At 71.5% G+C, this 20,368-nt stretch carries 9 protein-coding genes; 6 read left to right on the plus strand and 3 right to left on the minus strand.

The features are described from left to right. Window positions 1-1,519: PhoH family protein (locus VO99_RS26600; protein ID WP_046115997.1), on the plus strand; the 1,519-nt coding region annotated here is incomplete at its 5' end. A gap of 57 nt (window positions 1,520-1,576) precedes the next feature. On the opposite strand, the gene VO99_RS26605 is transcribed toward VO99_RS26600, so the two are convergent. The 3 genes from VO99_RS26605 to VO99_RS26615 are packed head-to-tail and all read right to left on the minus strand — an operon-like array spanning window position 1,577 to window position 7,452. Beyond that, on the minus strand, window positions 1,577-3,580 hold the full coding sequence (locus VO99_RS26605; protein WP_157039815.1) for a M3 family metallopeptidase: 2,004 nt from the start codon (window positions 3,578-3,580) through the stop codon (window positions 1,577-1,579). Continuing rightward, window positions 3,580-5,460: a S8 family serine peptidase gene (locus VO99_RS29255; protein WP_052736658.1), complete on the minus strand. Its 1,881-nt coding sequence runs from the start codon at window positions 5,458-5,460 to the stop codon at window positions 3,580-3,582. Before VO99_RS29255 ends, VO99_RS26605 begins: the two co-directional genes overlap by 1 nt. A 57-nt stretch (window positions 5,461-5,517) precedes the next feature. Beyond that, window positions 5,518-7,452 (minus strand): propionate--CoA ligase, encoded by a 1,935-nt coding sequence (locus VO99_RS26615; protein WP_083440969.1) that lies wholly within the window; start codon window positions 7,450-7,452, stop codon window positions 5,518-5,520. Window positions 7,453-7,741: 289 nt separating this feature from the next. On the opposite strand from VO99_RS26615, the gene VO99_RS26620 reads away from it, so the two are divergent. From VO99_RS26620 to VO99_RS26640, 5 genes are all read left to right on the plus strand, one after another. Continuing rightward, complete coding sequence (locus tag VO99_RS26620) at window positions 7,742-8,308, plus strand: C40 family peptidase (protein WP_046115999.1); 567 nt, start codon at window positions 7,742-7,744, stop codon at window positions 8,306-8,308. Window positions 8,309-8,401: 93 nt separating this feature from the next. Further along, window positions 8,402-9,517 (plus strand): GTP 3',8-cyclase MoaA, encoded by a 1,116-nt coding sequence (moaA, locus tag VO99_RS26625; RefSeq protein ID WP_046116000.1) that lies wholly within the window; start codon window positions 8,402-8,404, stop codon window positions 9,515-9,517. A gap of 68 nt (window positions 9,518-9,585) precedes the next feature. Further along, window positions 9,586-10,179 carry a molybdenum cofactor guanylyltransferase MobA gene (gene mobA, locus VO99_RS26630; RefSeq protein WP_046116001.1) on the plus strand — a complete coding sequence of 198 codons (594 nt, stop codon included), beginning with the start codon at window positions 9,586-9,588 and terminating at the stop codon, window positions 10,177-10,179. Then, complete coding sequence (locus VO99_RS26635) at window positions 10,176-10,706, plus strand: GNAT family N-acetyltransferase (RefSeq protein WP_046116002.1); 531 nt, start codon at window positions 10,176-10,178, stop codon at window positions 10,704-10,706. The genes mobA and VO99_RS26635 overlap by 4 nt, the downstream gene beginning before the upstream one ends. A gap of 139 nt (window positions 10,707-10,845) precedes the next feature. Then, window positions 10,846-20,368 (plus strand): DUF4347 domain-containing protein (locus VO99_RS26640; RefSeq protein ID WP_046116003.1); only part of this gene is annotated, 9,523 nt, incomplete at its 3' end.

Consider the following 20,368-nt stretch of genomic DNA (forward strand, 5'->3'; position numbering starts at 1 on the left):
CGCGCGCAGCCCGGCGCAAGGCCCGGCCCTGCCGGTGCCCGCCCCGGCGGCCCGCAGCGCCCCGGTGACCGCCCGCGCCGCGGACCGCCCGACGCCGCAGGCCAAGCCGCGCCGCCCCAAGCACACCGGCCCGGCCAAGCTGTTCGTGCTGGACACCAACGTGCTGATGCACGACCCGACGTCCCTCTTCCGCTTCGACGAGCACGACATCTACCTGCCGATGATCACGCTCGAGGAACTCGACGGCCACAAGAAGGGCATGAGCGAGGTCTCGCGCAACGTGCGCCAGGTCAGCCGCGAGCTGGATGCGCTGGCCGCCGCCGACAACCTGGCCGATCCCAAGGCCGGCATCCCGCTGGCCAAGAGCGGCCACAAGGAAGCCGGTGGCAAGCTGTTCTTCCAGACCACGCTGCTGGACGTGAAGCTGCCGGCCGGCCTGCCGCAGGGCAAGGCCGACAACCAGATCCTGGGCGTGGTGCAGGGCCTGCGCGAGCAGATGCCCGAGCGCGACGTGGTGCTGGTGTCCAAGGACATCAACATGCGCGTGAAGGCGCGTGCGCTGGGCCTGCCGGCCGAGGACTACTTCAACGACAAGACGCTGGAAGACGGCGACCTGCTCTACAACGGCGTGCTGCAGCTGCCTTCCGACTTCTGGGAGCGCCACGGCAAGACGATGGAGAGCTGGCAGCAGAGCGGCCACACCTTCTACCGGATCGCCGGTCCGATGGTGCCGGCACTGCTGATCAACCAGTTCGTGTACCTGGAGTCGCCGGGCGCGGTGCCGCTGTATGCGCGCGTGGTCGAGATCACCGGCAAGACGGCGGTGCTCAAGACGCTGAAGGAATACACCCACCAGAAGAACGCCGTGTGGGGCGTGACCGCGCGCAACCGGGAGCAGAACTTCTCGCTGAACCTGCTGATGGACCCGGAGTGCGACTTCATCACGCTGACCGGCACCGCCGGCACCGGCAAGACGCTGATGACGCTGGCCGCCGGCCTGGCGCAGGTGATGGACGAGCGCCGCTACACCGAGATCATCGTCACCCGCGTGACGGTGCCGGTGGGCGAGGACATCGGCTTCCTGCCGGGCACCGAGGAAGAGAAGATGAGCCCGTGGATGGGCGCGCTGGACGACAACCTGGAAGTGCTGGCCCGCAGCGACAGCAGCGCCGGTGAATGGGGCCGCGCGGCCACCAACGACCTGGTGCGCAGCAAGATCAAGATCAAGAGCCTGAACTTCATGCGCGGGCGCACCTTCCTGAACAAGTTCGTCATCATCGACGAGGCGCAGAACCTGACGCCCAAGCAGATGAAGACGCTGATCACCCGCGCCGGCCCAGGCACCAAGATCGTCTGCCTGGGCAACCTGGCGCAGATCGACACGCCCTACCTGACCGAAGGCTCGTCGGGCCTGACCTACGCGGTCGACCGCTTCAAGGGCTGGCCGCATTCGGGCCATGTGACGCTGGCGCGCGGCGAACGTTCTCGGCTGGCGGACTTCGCTTCCGAGGTGCTCTGACGGCGGCGCACCTTCCACACCCGCCATGAGAAGCGGCCCACCGGGGCCGCTTTTTTTTCATTCCGCCAGGTAGTCGAAGAAGGCCTTGGAGTTGGTGTCGCGGCCGAGGAAGTCGCGCACCAGTTCCAGCGGCGGCTTCTGCCCGCCTTGCGCCAGCACGCTGTCGCGGTAGCGCTTGCCCACCGCTGCATCCAGCCGCCGGCCCTCGAAGGCGGTGCGCAGGTCCATCGCCACCACCAGGCTGTAGAGGTAGCCGTAGTAGCCCGCGGCATAACCGCCGGCGATGTGGCCAAAGCCGGCCGGCAGCATCGTGCCCTGCACATGACCCACCGGCGTGGCGCCTTCCATCGCCACCCACAGTGCCAGCGGATCGACCGGCTGGCCGGCCGGGCGCGGGCCGTACAGCGCCAGGTCGTAGGAGGCATACAGGTGCTGGCGCGAATAGGTGAGGCCCTTGCCGTGGTCGCGCGCCCGGCGCGCCTGGGCCAGCATCTCCCGCGGCACCGGCTTGCAGTCGGCGCACACCTGCTGCATCAGCCCCAGCACCTCGGGGTCGTAGACCCAGTCCTCCAGCATCTGCGACGGTGCCTCGACGAAGTCCTGCAGCACCGAGGTGCCGGCCTGCGCGGTGTAGCGCGTCCTCGACAGGTTGTTGTGCAGCGCATGGCCGAACTCGTGCAGCAGCGTCTCCACCTCCTCCAGCGACAGCCCCTTGCGGTCGAGGTTGACCACCAGCGCCGACATCGGCAGCCGGCCGCTGGCGGTGGACACGCCGCGCAGCGGCCACACCGCCGCATGGTTGTACTTGCCGTCGCGCGGATACAGGTCGATGAGCAGCGTGGACAGCCGCTGGCCGCTGTCGGCATCCACCACCGCCCAGGCCTGGGCCTCGGGGTGCCACAGCCGCGCGCCCTGGATACGCTCATGCCGCACGCCGAACATGCGCTCGGCCAGCTTCATCACGAACTGCACGCTCTCCTGCGGCGGGAAGTAGGGGCGGAAGGCCTCCTGGTCGATGCCGTAGCGCTGGCGGCGCACCCGCTCGCCGTAGAAGAACACGTCCCAGCGCTGGATGCGGGTGTCGGCCAGCGGCTGGCCGGTGTGCTCGGCCTTGGCCTGGCGCAGCTCCTCCACGTCGCGCAGCTCGCTGGCGGTGACGGCGGCCTTGACCTCGTCCAGGAAGGCCTGCGTGCGCTCGGTGCCGCCGGTCATGCGCCGGCGCAGCACGAAGTCGTCGTAGCTGGCATGACCGAACAGCGCGGCGTACTCGGTGCGCAGCCGCACGATCTGCGACAGCCGCTCCAGGTTGGCCGGGCCGCCCTCCGTCATCTTGGCGCGGTACATGCGCTCGCGCGCGGCGGCGGACTCGGCGTTGTTCATCACCGCCAGGTAGCTGGGCATGTCCAGCCCCAGCAGGATGCGGCGCTGCGCATCGCGCCGGGCGCCGCGCCAGGTGGCCTCCGGCACGCCCTTCAGCTCGGCCTCGGTGAAGGCCACGCGGGTGCGGCCGTCGCGCACCGCCTTGTCGAAGGCCAGGCCCAGCTCGCCGATGCGGTCGGCCAGGCGCTTGGCCTGCGGCCGCTGCGCCGGCGGCAGCGCCACGCCCGAATCCTCGAAGGCCTCCATCGCCAGCGACGCGGCACGCTGGTCGATGGCATCGCCCGGCGGCAGCGACTTCAGCGCCTGGTACAGCCGCTCGTTCAGGCCCAGCGTGGACAGGAAGCCCTGCCACCGCAGCTCGCAGGCCTGGGTGGCGGCGCGCACCGCCGCCTGCGGATGCACGTTGGACAGGAAGCCGATGGGGTAGTAGCGGTCCTCGATGGTGGCCGACAAGGCGTCGGAAGCAGCCAGCCAGCCGGCATCGGCCGGCCGGCGCTCCAGCGCGGCCAGCTGCGCCCGCGCCTCGGCCAGGCCCTGGTCGCAGGCCTGGCGCACCGCGGCGGGCGAGGACAGCACGGGGAAGTCCGGCACGTCGGCGGCCGGGGCCGGCACCGCGGCCAGCAGGCCGGCGGTGACGGCGCTGGCCAGCGCCACGCGGCGCAGGGCGGAGAGCCTGTCCATCAGCGCGCCGGGCCGCTGGCGGTGGCGGTGGCAGCCGCCGCGGCGGCCACCGCGTTCTTCGGATGCACCAGCACCCGCCGGCCGTCCGGCGTGCGCTCGGCGGTGCCGACGATCAGCTCGATGAGCCTGCCCGGCGTGAGCGACGGATTCACCGCCAGCATCTTGGCCGCCAGGTTGGCCACCTGCGGCGAGGCCATCGAGGTGCCCGACAGCGCCACCCGGTCGCCGCCCGGCAGGAAGCTCTCCACCTGGTAGCCGTTGGCATGCACCTTCACCGTGGGGCCGTAGCTGGTGAAGGGTGCCTCGTCGCCGGCGCGGTCCACCGCACCCACCGTCAGCAGGTTGGGCAGCACGATGCCGGCCGGGATGTCCTCCACGAAGCTGGCGTCGCTGTTGCTGTTGCCGGCGGCGGTGACGAAGAGGATGTCGGGCGCGCTGGCGAAGGCCTTGGTCAGGCCGGCCTTGCCGATCTCGAACAGCTCGCGCGCGGTGGCCTTGCGCTCCTCGGGCGTCTTGCCCAGGCCGCACTGCTCCAGGTCGTTCTCGATGGCGTTGACATTGCCGCCCCAGCTCATGTTGACCACGCGCACCTGGTGCTGCTTGAAATAGTCCACGTAGGCCTGCGCGGCCTGGGCGTCGCGCTCCGACAGCTCTCGGCTCGGGCAGGGGTCGGGCTTGAGCGTCCAGCCGAACTCGATGCGGGCCACCAGCAGCCGCGCGCCCGGGTTGCCGGCCATCGCGATGCCGGCCACATGGGTGCCGTGCTCGTAGTTGCCGGCCAGGCCGATCTGCTCCACCGCCGACTTGTACTGGTCGGGCGCCAGCGTGGAAAGGTAGCGCTTGACCTCGCTGGCCTCCTTGCTGTCGATGTTGGACTGCAGGTCGGAGAAGCCCTTGGTGCGCGCCTTCATCTGCGGCAGCTGGGCCTGCAGCTCCTTCGGGATCGGCATCAGCTCGCCGCTGGCCGGGCGGGCGTACTTGTCGAAGGCGATCAGCGCCGGCTTGCCCTGCGCATCCGCCAGCACCTGCTTGCCGAACAGCGCGGTGTCGGTGCCGCTGTCCCATACGGCGATGGCCACCGGCTGCTTTACTTGCGCCGGCGTCAGCGTGACGTCGCGCGCGGCCCAGATGTCGGGCTTCTGCACCTGGTGGGCGGCCAGGTAGCTGCTGTAGGTGTCCACCAGCGTGTTCTTCAGCGGCAGCACGGCGGTGAGCGACAGTCGGGCATTCACCAGCGCGGGCGCAAAGTCGGAGCTGAGCGTGCCGCTGCGGTCGACGATGGGCTGCATCACCTCGCGCACCCGGCCCAGCACCAGCGCCTCGCCGATCAGCTCCATGCCCATCTTGGCGCTCTTGATGTCGTTCTCGATCACCGCGTAGGGCATGCCGTCCAGCTCGCGGCGGATCTGGGTGGCCACCGCGCGCTGGAAGGCCTCGCCCTGCGGGCCATGCGCCTTGGCGGCCTGCGCCATCGCCCGCAGCCGCAGGCCCGACAGGAGCTTGTCGGCCGGCTTGTCCTGCAGCGCGCGGATCTGCTCGCTGCGGGCCAGCACCTGGTCGTAGCGGCCGTCCAGGTAGTCCAGCGCCGCCAGCAGGCCCAGCAGGTCGCGCTGGGTGGCCTTGTCCGGGATGTCGTAGCGGGCCAGCACCGATTCGGTGTCGCGGCGGATGGCCGCGGCCAGCGGCGCGAAGCGGTCGGCCTCGCGCACCACCGGCTCCAGCGGGCCCTTGGCCTCGTAGCTGAAGCGCGGAAGGTCGGCCGCCTTCTCGATGCGGGGCCTGGCGGGCTGGTCAGCCGCGGAAGCGATGCCGGGCAGGGTGGTGCCCGACACGGTGAACAACAGCGCGGCGGCGGTGGCCGCCCAGGTGTGCTGGTACATGCGCAGCCTCGAAAGTTTTCCGAGGGCCCATGGTACGGCGCGAGTTCAAGGCCTCGGTTAAGCCTGCACCGCCTCGCGCAGCTGCTGCAGCGCGGCCGGGTCGTCCATCGTCGTCAGGTCGCCGGTGTCGCGGCCCTCGCACACCGCCTGGATGGCGCGCCGCAGCAGCTTGCCCGAGCGGGTCTTGGGCAGCGCCGCCAGGAAGCGCACCCGCGCCGGCCGCGCCACCGCGCCCAGCTGCTCGTCCACCCGCTTCATCACCTCGCCTTCCAGCTTGAGCGCCTGCTCGGGCGTGGCGGCCAGGCTGGCGTCCTTCAGCACCGCGAAGGCCACCGCCACCTGGCCCTTGAGCGCATCGGCCACGCCCACCACCGCCACCTCGGCGATGGCCGGATGGCTGGAGATGCTCTCCTCGATCTCGCGGGTGCCCAGCCGGTGGCCGGCGACGTTGATCACGTCGTCGGTGCGGCCGAGGATGAAGAAGTAGCCGTCCTCGTCGCGCACGCCCCAGTCGAAGGTGCTGTAGACGAGGCGGTTGGGCACGCTTTTCCAGTAGGTGTTGACGAAGCGCTCGTCGTCGCGCCATACCGTCTGCAGGCAGCCCGGCGGCAGCGGCGCCTCGATGGCCACCACGCCCTTGCGGTTCGGCTCGGTGATGTCCTGGCCCGTCTCCTCGTCCACCAGCTTCACGTCGTAGCCCGGCACCGGCAGGCCGGGGCTGCCGAACTTCGAGTGCTGCTTCTCCACGCCGTTGGCCAGCGCCAGGATCGGCCAGCCGGTCTCGGTCTGCCAATAGTTGTCGATGATCGGGCAGCCCAGCGCCTGGCTGATCCACTGGGCCGTGGGCTCGTCCAGCGGCTCGCCGGCCAGGAACAGCGCGCGCAGCGAGCCGAGGTCGTGCTTGCTCATCGCCGTGGTGTCGAACTTCTTCAGCACCCGCACCGCGGTGGGCGAGCTGAACATCGTGGTGACCTTGAAGCGCTCCACCAGGCTCCACCAGATGGATGCGTCGGGCCGCGTCGGCAGGCCTTCGTAGAGGATGGTGGCCATGCCGCTGATCAGCGGGCCGTAGACGATGTAGCTGTGGCCCACCACCCAGCCGATGTCGCTGGTGCAGAACAAGGTCTCGCCCGGCTTGCCCTGGAAGATGTCGCGCATGCTGGTGGCCAGCGCCACGGCGTAGCCGCCGGTGTCGCGCTGCACGCCCTTGGGCTTGCCGGTGGTGCCGCTGGTGTACAGGGTGTAGCTGGGGTGGGTCGACTCCACCCAGGTGCACGGCACCTCGGCGTCCAGGTGCCGGGCGCGGGCCTCGGCATAGTCGATGTCGCGGCCGGCCACCGGCTCGAAGGGCACCAGCCCGCGGTCCACCATCACCACCCGCTGGGGCCGGCTGGTGGCCAGGCGGATGGCTTCGTCGAGCAGCGGCTTGTACGCGATGGGCTTGCCCGAGCGGGAGCCGCCGTCGGCGCTGACGATCAGCTTGGGCTGCGCGTCGTCGATGCGGCTGGCCAGGCTCACGCTGGCGAAGCCGCCGAACACCACCGAGTGGATGGCGCCGATGCGGGCGCAGGCCAGCATCGCGAACACTGCCTCCGGGATCATCGGCATGTAGATCAGCACCCGGTCGCCGGCCACCACGCCCTGCTCCTGCAGGATGGCGGCCATGCGCTGCACTTCCTGATGCAGCTCGGCATAGCTGAGGATGCGCTCCTGCCCCACCTCGGTGGAGATCCACACCAGTGCGTTCTGCCCGCCGCGGCCGGCCACGTGGCGGTCCACCGCGTTGTGGCACAGGTTGGTGGTGCCGCCCCCGAACCAGTTGGCGAAGGGCGGCTTGTCGTGCTCGCACACCTGCGAGAACGGCTGCTGCCAGTCGATCAGGCCGGCCTGCTCGGCCCAGAAGCTGTCGCGCTGCTCGATGGAACGACGGTGGTAGTCCGCATAACGGCCGGCTGGGCTCATGCATGTCTCCTGTTGAACTTGTGGTGGCATTTCAGCCACGGGGGCTGACGTTTGACTGACTCGCCGACCCCCCTCTGAAGGGGTGGTCCGGTCCGCGCGATCGGCAGCCGGCACCTTCGCTGCAGCTTTCAACGCGTGCGATAAGTCGTTGAAAAACCTGTTTTTTCCCTAGCGAAACGGTGGAAAGCCGGTGTTAAAGTCGCGCCCCGTGACGCAGCCTACCCCCCCATCCGTGCCGTATCGCCTCGCCAAAGTTTGCGCTATCGCAACCCTTTGCGTGGCGGCTGCCGCGCACGCCGCACCCGAGGCGACGGCCCCCGTGCCGTTGGTGCCCGCGGCGGCACCGATGTCGGACCCGGTGACCGCGCTGCTGATCGAACGCGGCCTGCTGCCGGCCTCCAGCGCCAACGTGATGAACACGATGCGCGAGAAGACCTCGGACCTGGTGATGTCCGCGATGAACTTCCTGGGCGTGCCCTACCGCCGCGGCGGCACCAGCGAGCAGGAAGGCTTCGACTGCAGCGGCTTCACCCGCCAGGTGTTCGAGATGAGCGTGGGCCGGGTGCTGCCGCGCCGCGCCGACGAGCAGGCCAAGGCCCCCGATTTGTTCAAGGTGGCGCGCACCGAGCTCAAGCCCGGCGACCTGGTGTTCTTCAACACCATGCGCCGCACCTTCTCGCACGTGGGCATCTACGTGGGCGAAGGCAAGTTCATCCATGCACCGCGCCCGGGTGGCGAAGTGCGCATCGAGGACATGGGTGCCAGCTACTGGGCCAAGCGCTTCACCGGCGCCCGCCGCGCGCCCGAGGTGGCGGAGCTGGAGCAGCGCATGCAGCTCGGCCTGCAGAACCTGCGCTCCGCGGTGCAGGGCTCGCCGGCCAACTGACGACGCGGGCCGTGCCGGCCTGCGTACAAGCCCTGACCTGCAGCGCGGATTGCCCGCAGCGTGACGGCCGTCACGCCCGGCACAATCACCGCCATGGCTGACAAGGTGTTTCCGATCGCCGACCTGCGCAGCGCCTTGCCGGCGCCGCCCGCACCGTTCACCGCCGCGCCGAACGGCCTGCTGTCCGACCGGCTGGGCCGGCCGCTGCGCGACCTGCGCATCTCGGTGACCGACCGCTGCAACTTCCGCTGCGGCTACTGCATGCCCAAGGAAGTGTTCGGCCGCAACTACCAGTTCCTGCCGCAGCAGGCGCTGCTGAGCTTCGAGGAAACCACCCGGTTGGCCCGCCTGTTCGCCGAGCACGGCGTGCGCAAGCTGCGCCTGACCGGCGGCGAGCCGCTGCTGCGCAAGAACGTGGAAACGCTGGTGGGCATGCTGGCCGCGCTGCGCACCGCCGACGGCGAGCCGATGGACCTGACGCTCACCACCAATGCCTCGTTGCTGGCGCGCAAGGCGCAGGCGCTGAAGGACGCTGGCCTGCAGCGGGTGACGGTGAGCCTGGACGCGATCGACGACGCGGTGTTCCGCCGCATGAACGACGTGGACTTCGCGGTGGCCGACGTGCTGGCCGGCATCGAGGCCGCGCAGCGCGTGGGCCTGGGGCCGATCAAGGTCAACATGGTGGTGCGCCGCGGCACCAACGACCACGAGATCCTGCCGATGGCGCGCCATTTCCGCGGCACGGGCGTGGTGCTGCGCTTCATCGAGTACATGGACGTGGGCAGCACCAACGGCTGGCGCATGGACCATGTGCTGCCGTCAGCCGAGGTGCTGGCGCGCATCGATGCCGAGCATCCGCTGGAGCCGCTGGCACCCAGCCAGCCGGGCGAGACCGCCGAGCGCTGGCGCTACCGCGACGGCGGCGGCGAGATCGGCCTCATCAGCAGCGTGACGCAGGCCTTCTGCGGCGATTGCAACCGGGCGCGGCTGTCCACCGAGGGCAAGCTGTTCCTGTGCCTGTTCGCCAGCCGCGGCCACGACCTGCGGGCCTTGCTGCGCGGCGGGGCCACCGACGAGGCGCTGTCCGCAGCCATCGGCGGGGCCTGGGGCGCGCGGGACGACCGGTACTCGGAGCTGCGGGCGCAGCTGCCGGCTGACGCAGCGGAGCCGGGGCTTCGCAAGGTCGAGATGCACTACATCGGTGGATGATGGGGCCCCGGGCCGGCCTGGGGCAGCCCGGCGCGCGGCCCGGGGAATCGGCCCCGTGAAGGCTCGCCATGAACATGTCTGACATCACGGGGCTGGTGCTGGCCGGCGGGCTGGGGCGGCGGATGGGAGGCGTGGACAAGGGGCTGCAGCCGTTCGAAGGGCAGCCGCTGGCGCGGCGGGCGCTCGAGCGGCTGCGGCCGCAGGTGGGCGCGCTGATGCTCAATGCCAACCGCCACCTCGACGTCTATGCCGCCTGGGGCGTGCCGGTGTGGCCGGATGCCGACGACCAGTTCGCCGGGCCACTGGCCGGCATGCTGGCCGGGCTGCGGCATGCCGACACGCCCTGGCTGGCCTGCGTGCCCTGCGACGGCCCGCACTTTCCGCCGGACCTGGTGCAGCGCCTGGCCGCGCACGCCGAGGCCGCGGACGTGGTGATGCCGGTCACGCTGGATCCCGACACCGGGCGCCGGCAGCCGCAGCCGGTGTTTGGCCTGCTGCGCCGCAGCCTGGCCGACGACCTGGCCGGCTTCCTGGCCGATGGCGGCCGGCAGGTGGAGGCCTGGGCGGCGCGGCTGCGCTGCGTGAAGGTGCCGTTCGCCGATGCTCGGGCCTTCGCCAATGCCAACACCGCGCAGGACCTGGCGCGGCTTTCGCGACCATGACCTCCACACCCCCGCTGCCCGTTGAGCTGCTGCAGCCCGCGCATGCGGCCGCCTACAAGCGTCTGCGCGACCTGATGCTTAGCCGCCATCCCGAAGCCTTCACCTCCGATGCGCAGACGGAGCATCACCGCACCGTGGACAGCTACGCCGAGCGGCTGCAGGCCGGTGACGGCAGCTTCACCCTGGGCGTGCTGCAGGCCGGCGAACTGCTGGGCGCCCTCACCTGCGAGATCTCCAGCCGCGCCAAGGAACGGCACCTGGGGCACCTGGTGGCCATGATGGTGGCACCCGGCCACCAGGGCCGCGGCCTGGGCGGCCAGCTGCTGGCGGCCACCGTGGCCCGGGCGCGCGAGACCGGCGGGCTGCTGCAGCTCACGCTGACGGTCACGAAGGGCAACGGGCCGGCCGTCGCCTTGTACGAGCGCGCCGGCTTCCGCACCTGCGGCTGCCTGCCGCGTGCGCTGCGCCTGGCCGACGGCCGGTTGTTCGACAAGCTGCAGATGGTGCTGCCGCTGGACACGGACTGATAGAGCGCGCACGACGGCCCGATCAAGGCCGCCGTTTCCATCGTTTTCTGTCAATTCATCACGGCCCGCGTCGATAAGGTGGGGTTGCCGGCCCAGGTGTACGGGGCTGGCGCTGCCCGCAACTTTTTCGTCCGCCGTCATGACCCTCCGCCCTTGGCTCGGCCAGCCCCTGTTCGAGGAACTCGAGCCCCGCATCCTGTATTCGGCCGACCTCTCGCCCCTGGCCGGCCCGGCCGCGGTGGTCGACCAGCGGCTGGTATCCGCGGGCGACATGCTGCACACCGCCACGCCGCAACCCGCGGCCACGCTGCTGTTCATCGACGAGCGGGTGGCGCCCGACGATGCCCGCCTGGCGGCCTGGCGCAGCAGCACCGAAGGGCGGCAGGCGCAGGCCGACGAGGTGACCATCGCAGCCGACGAGGACGGCGCCCAGCGCGTCGCCGAAGTGCTGGCGCAGCAGCCGGCCGGCAGCCGTTGGCAGTTGCTGCCCTACCTGGGTGAAGCGGGTGAACAGCTGGGCACCAGCCCGGCTGCCGCCGCGGCGGCTACGTCGGCGTCGGCTGCCCCGGCTGCAGACACGCAGGTGGCCGAACTGGTCTTCATCGATGCCCAGGTGGAAGGCGCCGCCGTCCTGCTGGCCGACATCCAGGCCCAGGCCGACGCGGGCCGGGCCATCCAGGCCCTGCTGCTGCAGCCCGGCATCGACGCGCTGGCGCAGATCGGCAACGTGCTGCGCTCGCACAGCGGGCTGTCGGCGCTGCACCTGGTCAGCCACGGCAGCAGTGGTGCCGTCAGCCTGGGCGGACAGGTGCTGGACGCCGCCACGCTGGCGCAGCGGGCCGATGAGCTCGGCGCCTGGCGCGCCGCACTGTCCGCCGATGCCGATGTGCTGCTGTACGGCTGCGACGTGGCCGCCGGCAGCAACGGCCTGGCATTCGTGCAGGCGCTGGCGCAGCTCACCGGCGCCGACGTGGCCGCTTCCGACGACCTCACCGGCGCCACGCTGTTGGGTGGTGACTGGCGGCTGGAGGTGCATCAGGGCGTGATCCAGACCGCGCTGGCCATCGGCCTGCAAGGCCAGGCCATGTTCGGCCAGACGCTGGCCAACGCGGCGCCGGTGCTCGCGCCGTCGGCCCCGGAACTCGCGTCGCTGGCCACGCTGGACCGGCACAACGCCGGCCAGACGGTGGCCTCCTTCCTGGCGGGCCGGGTGAGCGATGCCGACGCCACCAGCGCATCCGGCATCGTCGTCACGGCCACGGCGGGCACCGCCGGCAGCTGGCAATACTCGCTGGACGGCGGCGCGACGTGGGCGGATGTCGGCTCCGTGGCCGGCAGTTCGGCGCTTGCGCTGCGCGAGCAGGACCTGATCCGGCTGGTGCCCGGCGACAGCAGCGCCGGGAGCGCCTCCTTCAGCTTCCGTGCCTGGGACCAGACGACCGGCAGCGCCGGCAGCAAGCTGGACCCCTCGGTGAACGGCGGCAGCACCGCCTTCAGCACTGCCACCGATACGGCCACGCTCAATGTGGTGGTGGCCGACAACCAGGCGCCGCAGTTCGGCACTGGCGGTCGGGTCATCACCAGCCTGGGCGCGGATGATCACTTCGCCAGCGCCAACCTGCTGCAGCCTGACGGCAAGCTGCTGGTGGTGGGTGCCTACGGCAACCTGGACGGCGCCGTGGTGCGCTACAACGCCGACGGCTCGCTGGACACCGGCTTCGGCACCGGCGGCGTGGCCATCGTGACGTTGAATGAAGGTTTCGGCGAGTTCACCAGCGTGGCGCGGCAAGCCGACGGCAAGATCGTGCTCGCTGGTTATGCCATCAGCGGCACCAGCTACGGCTTCACCGCCGTGCGGCTGCTGGCCAACGGCACGCTGGACAGCAGCTTCGGCACCGGTGGCCGTGTTCTCACCACCTTCCATGCCGCCGATGGCCGGGCCATCGGTGCCGGCGTCGCCGTGCAAGCCGACGGCCGCATCGTGGTCGGCGGTTATGCCGGCGATTCCGGCTCGCACGACGTGGTGGCGGTGCGCTACACCAGCACCGGTGCGCTGGACACCACCTTCGCCAGCGGCGGCAAGTTCCGCACGAGCGTGGGCAGCGACGTCGTCATCGAAGCCGTGACGCTGGACGCCAGCGGCCGCCTGCTGCTGGCCGGCCACAGCACCACGTCCGGCTTCACCGACATGGCCGTGGTGCGCCTGACCACCGCCGGCGCACTGGACACCAGCTTCAGCGGGGGCGGCGTCTTCCTCAGCCCCGGCAACCACACCGATGCCGCGGCCTACGCCATCACGGTGCAGGCCGACGGCCGCATCCTGCTCGCCGGCGATGCCGACGGCCAGGGCCTGGTGATGCGGCTGACCTCTGCCGGCGTGCTGGACACCAGCTTCGGCACCGATGGCGACGCCGAACTGGCGGTCGGCAGCAGCACCTTTCTGGCCCAGGTGCGTGTGCAGGACGACGGCGGCATCGTCGTCTCCGGTCACGCCAGCTCGGGCAAGAGCGTCGCGCTGGTGGCGCGGCTGCTGGCCAACGGCAGCATCGACACCGGCTTCGGCAGCAGCGGCCCGGGCTACACCACCATCACCTACAGCACCGGCACCGACCGCGGCTTTGCACTCACCACCCAGGCCGATGGCAAGCTGCTGGTCTCGGGCTCGGTGGATGGCAGCACCCGCTGGGGCACCGCCCGCCTGACCACCACCGGCGCGCTGGACACCAGCTGGAACAACACCGGCCCGCTGGGCGGCAGCGTGGCCTTCACCGAGAACGGCAGCGCCGTGGTGCTGGACAACGACGTGGTGGCCTACGACATGGAACTGGCCACCGCCGGCAACTACAGCGGCGCCACGGTGCAGATCGAGCGCAGCGGCGGCGCCGATGCGCAGGACGTTTTCAGCGCCACCGGCGCGTTGGGTGCACTCATCGAAGGCGGCGCGCTGGTCTACAACGGCAGCACCATCGGCAGCGTCACCGCCAACAGCGGTGGCCAGCTCCTGCTGACCTTCAACAGCAGCGCCACGCAGGCCAACGTCAACGGCGCGCTGCGCTTGATCGCCTACCGCAACACCAGCGAGGCGCCGCCCGCGTCGGTGCAGCTGCAATGGACGCTGGCCGACGGCAATACCGGCACCCAGGGCGCTGGCAGCAACCTGGCCGGCAGCGGCAGCACCACCGTCAACATCACCGCCATCAACGATGCGCCGGTCCTGACGGCAGCCGCGCCGGCCATGGCGCCGATCACCGAAGACGACACCGCCAACGGCGGCCAGACCGTGGCCTCGATCGTGGGCGGCAGCGTGAGCGACCCGGAAGGCACCGCGCCCGGCATCGCCATCACCGCCACCACCGCCTCCCTGGGCACCTGGCAGTACTCCATCAACGGCGGCAGCAGCTGGGCGGCCATCGGCACGGTCAGCAACACCTCGGCCCTGCTGCTGCGCAGCGCCGACCTCGTGCGCTTCGTGCCCAACGGCAGCAACGGCACCAGCGCCAGCCTCACCTACCGGGGCTGGGACCAGGGCAGCGGCAGCGCCGGCAGCAAGGTGAGCACCGCCAGCAACGGCGGCAGCACCGCCTTCAGCACTGCCGCCGACACCGCCTCGATCGGGGTCACGTCGGTCAACGACGCGCCGGTGATGAGCCCCGCCACGCCCGCGCTGCCCACCATCACCGAAGCGCAGACCACCAACACCGGCAGCACCGTGGCCACCCTGGTGGGCAGCAGCATTTCCGATGTGGACAGCGGCGCGGTGCAAGGCATCGCCATCACCGCGGCCGGCACGCCGGCCGGCAGCTGGCAGTACTCGCTCGACGGCGGCAGCAGCTGGCAGGCGCTGGGCAGCGTCAGCGCCAGCTCGGCCCTGCTGCTGCGCAGCACCGACCGCATCCGTGTGTTGCCCGACGGCCTCAACGGCGGCACCGCCACGCTGACCTACCGCGCCTGGGACCGCAGCAGCGGCAGCGCCGGCACGCTGGCCGATGCCGGCAGCGGCGGCGGCGGCAGCGCCTTCAGCAGCAGCAGCAACACCGCCAGCCTCAGCATCACGCCGATCAACGATGCGCCGGTGCTCACCGCCACCGTGCGCACCCTGCCCGCCGTCGCGGCGGTGGCCAACCTGGGCAGCCTCGGCCAGACGGTGGCCGGCATCGTCGGCGACACCATCACCGACGTGGATGCCGCAGCGCGAAAGGGCATCGTCATCACGCAGTTCACGGCGGGCACCGGGCAGTGGCAGTACTCGGTCAACGGCGGCTCCAGCTGGGAAGACTTCGACCACGCCGCAGCCGCCGGCAGCCAGGGCTACCTGATGCAGTGGCACTTCCGCATGCGTTACGTGCCGGCCGACGGCAGCAGCCATACCGCCGGCTTCGAGTACCGCGCCTGGGACCGCAGCGCCAACGACACCGCCGCCAACACCGTGAGCGTGGCGTTCATCGGAAGCACCGGCGGCAGCAGCGCCTTCAGCAGCGCCACCGCCACGGTCACGCTGCAGGTCGACGCCGCGCCCGGCAACACCGCGCCGCGCTTCGGCGGCAGCGGCACGGTGATCGTGCGACCGGACGCCTGGGGCGCCAACCGCGCCCACGACGTGGCGGTGCAGGCCGACGGCAAGCTGGTGCTGGCGGGCAACGGGCAGCTGGACGGCACGGTGATCCGGCTCAATCCGAACGGCACGCTGGACACGAGTTTCGGCAGCGGCGGCAAGGTCGACGTTTCTCTGTACGGCGACAACGTGATGCGGTCGGTGGCGGTGCTGTCCAACGGCAACCTGCTGGTGACGGGCTACGTGTACCGGAACGACAGGCCCGCCTACGGCCAGCAGGTCTTGTCGCAGACTTTCCGCCTGCTGCCCGACGGCACGCTGGACAGCAGCTTCCATCCGTTCATGGACGTGGACGGCAGCACCCTGCCGCAGTACATGCTGACCGAAGCCATGGCCCCGCTGGCCGACGGCAAGGTGCTGGTGGCCGGCACCATCAAGACGGTGGCCGACGAACTCGACCCGGGGCGGCTGGTGCTCTCGCGGCTGCGCGCTGACGGCTACCTGGACACCAGCTTCGGCACCGCCGGCCACTACGAGCTGGCGCTGGGCGAGGACACCCAGGCCACCGCCGTGGCGGTGGACGGCAGCGGCCGCATCCTGGTGGCGGGCTTCAGCGGCAGCGGCGGCCAGTACACCAGCTTCGTGCTGCGCACCAGCGCCGCCGGCGTGCTGGACACCAGCTTTGGCAGCAACGGCATCGCCTGGGGCAGCGCCGGCAAGCCGGACGCGATGGTGGTGCTGGCCGACGGCAGCGTGGTCGTGGCCGGCACCAGCGAAGGCAGCGAAGCGGTGGTGCAGCGCTTTGCCGCCAACGGCGCGCCGGACGCCGGCTTCGGCAGCGGCGGCGTGCAGGTGCTGGCGCTGGGGGCCGATGCCGGCCTGCGCGACCTGGCGCTGCTGCCCGATGGCCGGCTGCTGGCCAGCGGCTGGATCAGCACCCAGGGCAAGAGCGACATGCTGGCCGTGCGCCTGCTGGCCAACGGCAGCCTGGACACCAGCTTCGGCAGCGGCGGCAAGCTGGTGCTGCGCGCCAGCGCCGAGCCCGAGATCGCCCATGGCCTGGTGGTGCGCCCGGACGGCAGCATCGCGCTGGCCGGCGGCGAAGCCCAGCAACTGATGGTGACCAACCCCTCCTTCGGCCGCGTGGCGGTGGACAACGACGACACGGCCACCGCCCCGGGCTTTGCCACCGCGCTGCGCACCGCCGACGGCCAGCTGCCCAGCGGATGGTCCAACGGCTCCACCCTTGGCGGCAGCGTGAGCTACACCGAGAACGGTGCGGCCGTGGTGCTGGACAACGACGTATCCGTCGTCGACGCCGAACTGGCCGCACAGGGCCATTACGCCGGCGCCAGCGTGCGCATCGAACGCAGCGGCGGCGCCGATGCCACTGACGTGTTCAGTGCCACCGGCACGCTGAGCGCGCTGGTGCAGGGCGGTGCGCTGGTGTACGGCGGCACCACCATCGGCACCGTCACCACCAACAGCAACGGCACGCTGCTGCTCACCTTCAACAGCAACGCCACGCAGGCCCGGGTGAACGCCGCGCTGCGGCTGATCGCTTATGCCAACAGCAGCAATGCACCGCCGGCCAGCGCCACCATGGTGTGGACCGTCAGCGACGGCAACACCGGCGCCCAGGGCAGCGGCGGCGCCGCCAGCACCACCGGCAACACCGTGGTGCAGATCACCGCCGTCAACGACGCCCCGGTGATCGCCGCCGTGGCGCCGGTGCTGGCGCCCGTCAGCGAAGACGCCGGCAGCCATGGCGGGCAGACGGTGGCCTCCTTCATCGGCAGCAGCCTCAGCGACCCCGATGGTGCGGTGCCCATCGGCATCGCCATCACCTCGCTGCTGGCCGGCAACGGCGTGTGGCAGTACTCGCTGGACGGCGGCACCAGCTGGCAGGCCATGGGCACGGTGAGCAACAGCGCTGCCTTGCTGCTGCGCGGCAGCGACCGCGTGCGGCTGGTGCCCGACGGGCAGAACGGCACCAGCGCCAGCCTGACCTACCGTGCCTGGGACCAGACCAGCGGCAGCGCCGGCAGCAAGGCCAGCACCGCCACCAACGGCGGCAACACCGCCTTCAGCACCACCACCGACAGCGCCACCCTCACCGTCACGCCGGTCAACGACGCACCGGTGATGGCCGCCGTCGCCCCGAGCTTCAACACGCTGACCGAAGACACCACCAACCCCGGTGGACGCACGGTGGCCGAGGTGCTGGGCAGTGGCCTGATCGACGTGGACAGCGGCGCGCAACAGGGCATCGCCATCACCAGCATCAACGCGGTCAACGGCAGCGGCCAGTACTCGGTCGATGGCGGCGCCACCTGGCAGGACGCCGGCAGCGTGAGCGAAAGCGCCGCCCTGCTGCTGCGCAGCACCGACCTCATGCGCTTCACGCCGGACGGCCGCAACGGCGGCACCTCCACCATCAGCTACCGCGGCTGGGACCAGAGCAGCGGCACCGCCGGCAGCAAGGCCGACACCACCGTCAACGGTGGCACCAGCGCCTTCAGCACGCAGGTCAACATCGCCACGTCGGTGGTCACGTCGGTCAACGACGCGCCGGTGCTCACGCCTGCGGCGCCGGCCCTTGCTGCCATCGACGAGAACGCCGCCGCCCCCGCGGGGCAGACGGTGGCCTCCTTCACCGGCAGCAGCATCACCGACGTGGACAGCGGCGCGCTGGCCGGCATCGCCGTCATCGGCAGCAGCGCGCCGGCCGGCAGCTGGCAGTACTCGCTGGACGGCGGCACCAGCTGGCAGGCCCTGGGCAGCGTGTCGGCCAACGCCGCACTGCTGCTGCGCGCCACCGACCGCCTGCGCCTGCTGCCCGACGGCCTGAACGGCGGCACCGCCACCCTGAGCTACCGGGCCTGGGACCAGACCACCGGCACCGCCGGCAGCACCGCCAACACCGGCAGCAGCGGTGGCAGCACCGCCTTCAGCAGCGCCACCGACACCGCCAGCCTGCTGGTGGCGGCGGTGAACGATGCGCCGGTGATGGCCGCGGCCACGCCGGTGCTCACCGCCCTCACCGAGGACAGCACCGGCCATGCCGGCCAGACCGTGGCCAGCCTGGTGGGCGCCACCATCACCGACGTGGACAGCGGCGCGCTGCAGGGCATCGCCCTCACCGCGGCCAGCACCACCACCGGCGGCTGGCAATACAGCCTGGACGACGGCGCCACCTGGGCTGCGGTGGGCAGCGTGAACCCCGGCGCCGCGCTGCTGCTGCGTGCCACCGACCGGGTGCGCCTGCTGCCCGATGGCCAGAACGGCGGCAGCGCCAGCCTGGGCTGGCGCGCCTGGGACCGCAGCAGCGGCAGCGCCGGCACGCTGGCCGACACCGGCAGCGGCGGCGGCAGCAGCGCCTTCAGCACCACCACCAACACGGCCAGCCTCGGCGTGGCTTCGGTCAACGATGCGCCGGTGCTGGCACCCGCCGCGCCGGTGCTCGCCCCTGTCGACGAGAACGCCACCGCGAACAGTGGCCAGACGGTGGCGTCCTTCCTCGGCAGCAGCCTGGGCGACGTGGACAGCGGCGCCGTGGCCGGCATCGCCATCACCGGCGCCATTGCAGGCAACGGCAGCTGGCAGTTCTCCACCGACGGCGGCGGCAGCTGGCAGGCGCTGGGCACCGTCACCGCCAATGCGGCGCTGCTGTTGCGTGGCACCGACCGCGTGCGCTTCGTGCCCGACGGCCTGAACGCCACCAGCGCCAGCCTCGTCTACCGCGGCTGGGACCAGACCAGCGGCAGCGCCGGCAGCAAGCACGACGCCAGCAGCACCGGCGGCAGCAGCGCCTTCAGCAACGCCAGCGACACCGCCACGCTCAGCGTGACCGCGGTCAACGATGCACCGGTGCTCACCGCGCTGGCGCCGGTGCTGCCGGCCATCGGCGAGGACGACGTCAATCCGGCCGGCCTCACCGTGGCCAGCCTCGTCGGCGCCAGCATCAGCGATGTCGACACCGGCGCGCTGCAGGGCATCGCGCTCACCGCCACCGGCGGCAGCGGCGGCAGCTGGCAGTTTTCCACCAACGGCGGCGGCACCTGGCAGGCGGTGGGCACGGTGTCGGGCGGCAGCGCGCTGCTGCTGCGCAGCACCGACCTGCTGCGCTTCGTCCCCGACGGCCTGAACGGCGGCAGCGCCAGCCTCGGCTGGCGCGCCTGGGACGGCAGCAGCGGCAGCGCCGGCAGCCTGGCCGATGCCAGCGTGCACGGCGGCAGCACCGCCTTCAGCAGCGGCACCGACACCGCCACGCTCACCATCACCGCCGCCAACGATGCGCCGGTGCTGGCACCGGCCGGCCCGACGCTGGGCACGGTCACCGAAGACCAGGCCAGCCCTGCCGGCCAGACGGTGGCCGCGCTCGTGGGCAGCAGCATCAGCGACGTGGACAGCGGCGCGCTGCAGGGCATCGCCGTCACCGCGGCCAGCAGCACGGCGGGCACATGGCAATACTCGCTGGACGGCGGCAGCAGCTGGAGCGCCGTCGGCAGCGTGAGCGGCAATGCCGCGCTGCTGCTGCGCGGCACCGACCGCCTGCGCCTGCTGCCGGACGGCCAGAACGCCGGCAGCGGCAGCATCGTCTGGCGCGCCTGGGACCGCAGCAGCGGTGTCGCCGGCACCACCGCGAACACCAGCAGCAACGGCGGCAGCAGCGCCTTCAGCAGCGCCACGGACACCGCCACCGCCACCGTCACCGCCGTCAACGACGCACCGGTGCTCAGCACCGCCGCCCCCACGCTCCCGGCCATCGGCGAGGATGACAACGCACCGGCCGGCCACACGGTGGCCGCCATCGTCGGCGGCAGCATCAGCGACGTGGACAGCGGCGCGGCCACCGGCATCGCCGTGGTGTCCACCAGCGGCAGCCACGGCCAGTGGCAGTACTCGCTGGATGGCGGCGTCAGCTGGCAGGCCGTGGGCGGCGTCGCCCAAGGCAATGCCCTGCTGCTGGGCGCCAGCCACCAGCTGCGCTACCTGCCCGACGGCAGCCGCGGCGAGACCGCGACGCTGGGCTTCCGCGCCTGGGACGGCAGCACCGGCAGCGCCGGCAGCCGGGCGGACGCCAGCAGCACCGGCGGCAGCAGCGCCT

It is taken from the genome of Aquincola tertiaricarbonis (genome assembly GCF_000969605.1).
GTDB classification, from domain to species: domain Bacteria; phylum Pseudomonadota; class Gammaproteobacteria; order Burkholderiales; family Burkholderiaceae_C; genus Aquincola; species Aquincola tertiaricarbonis.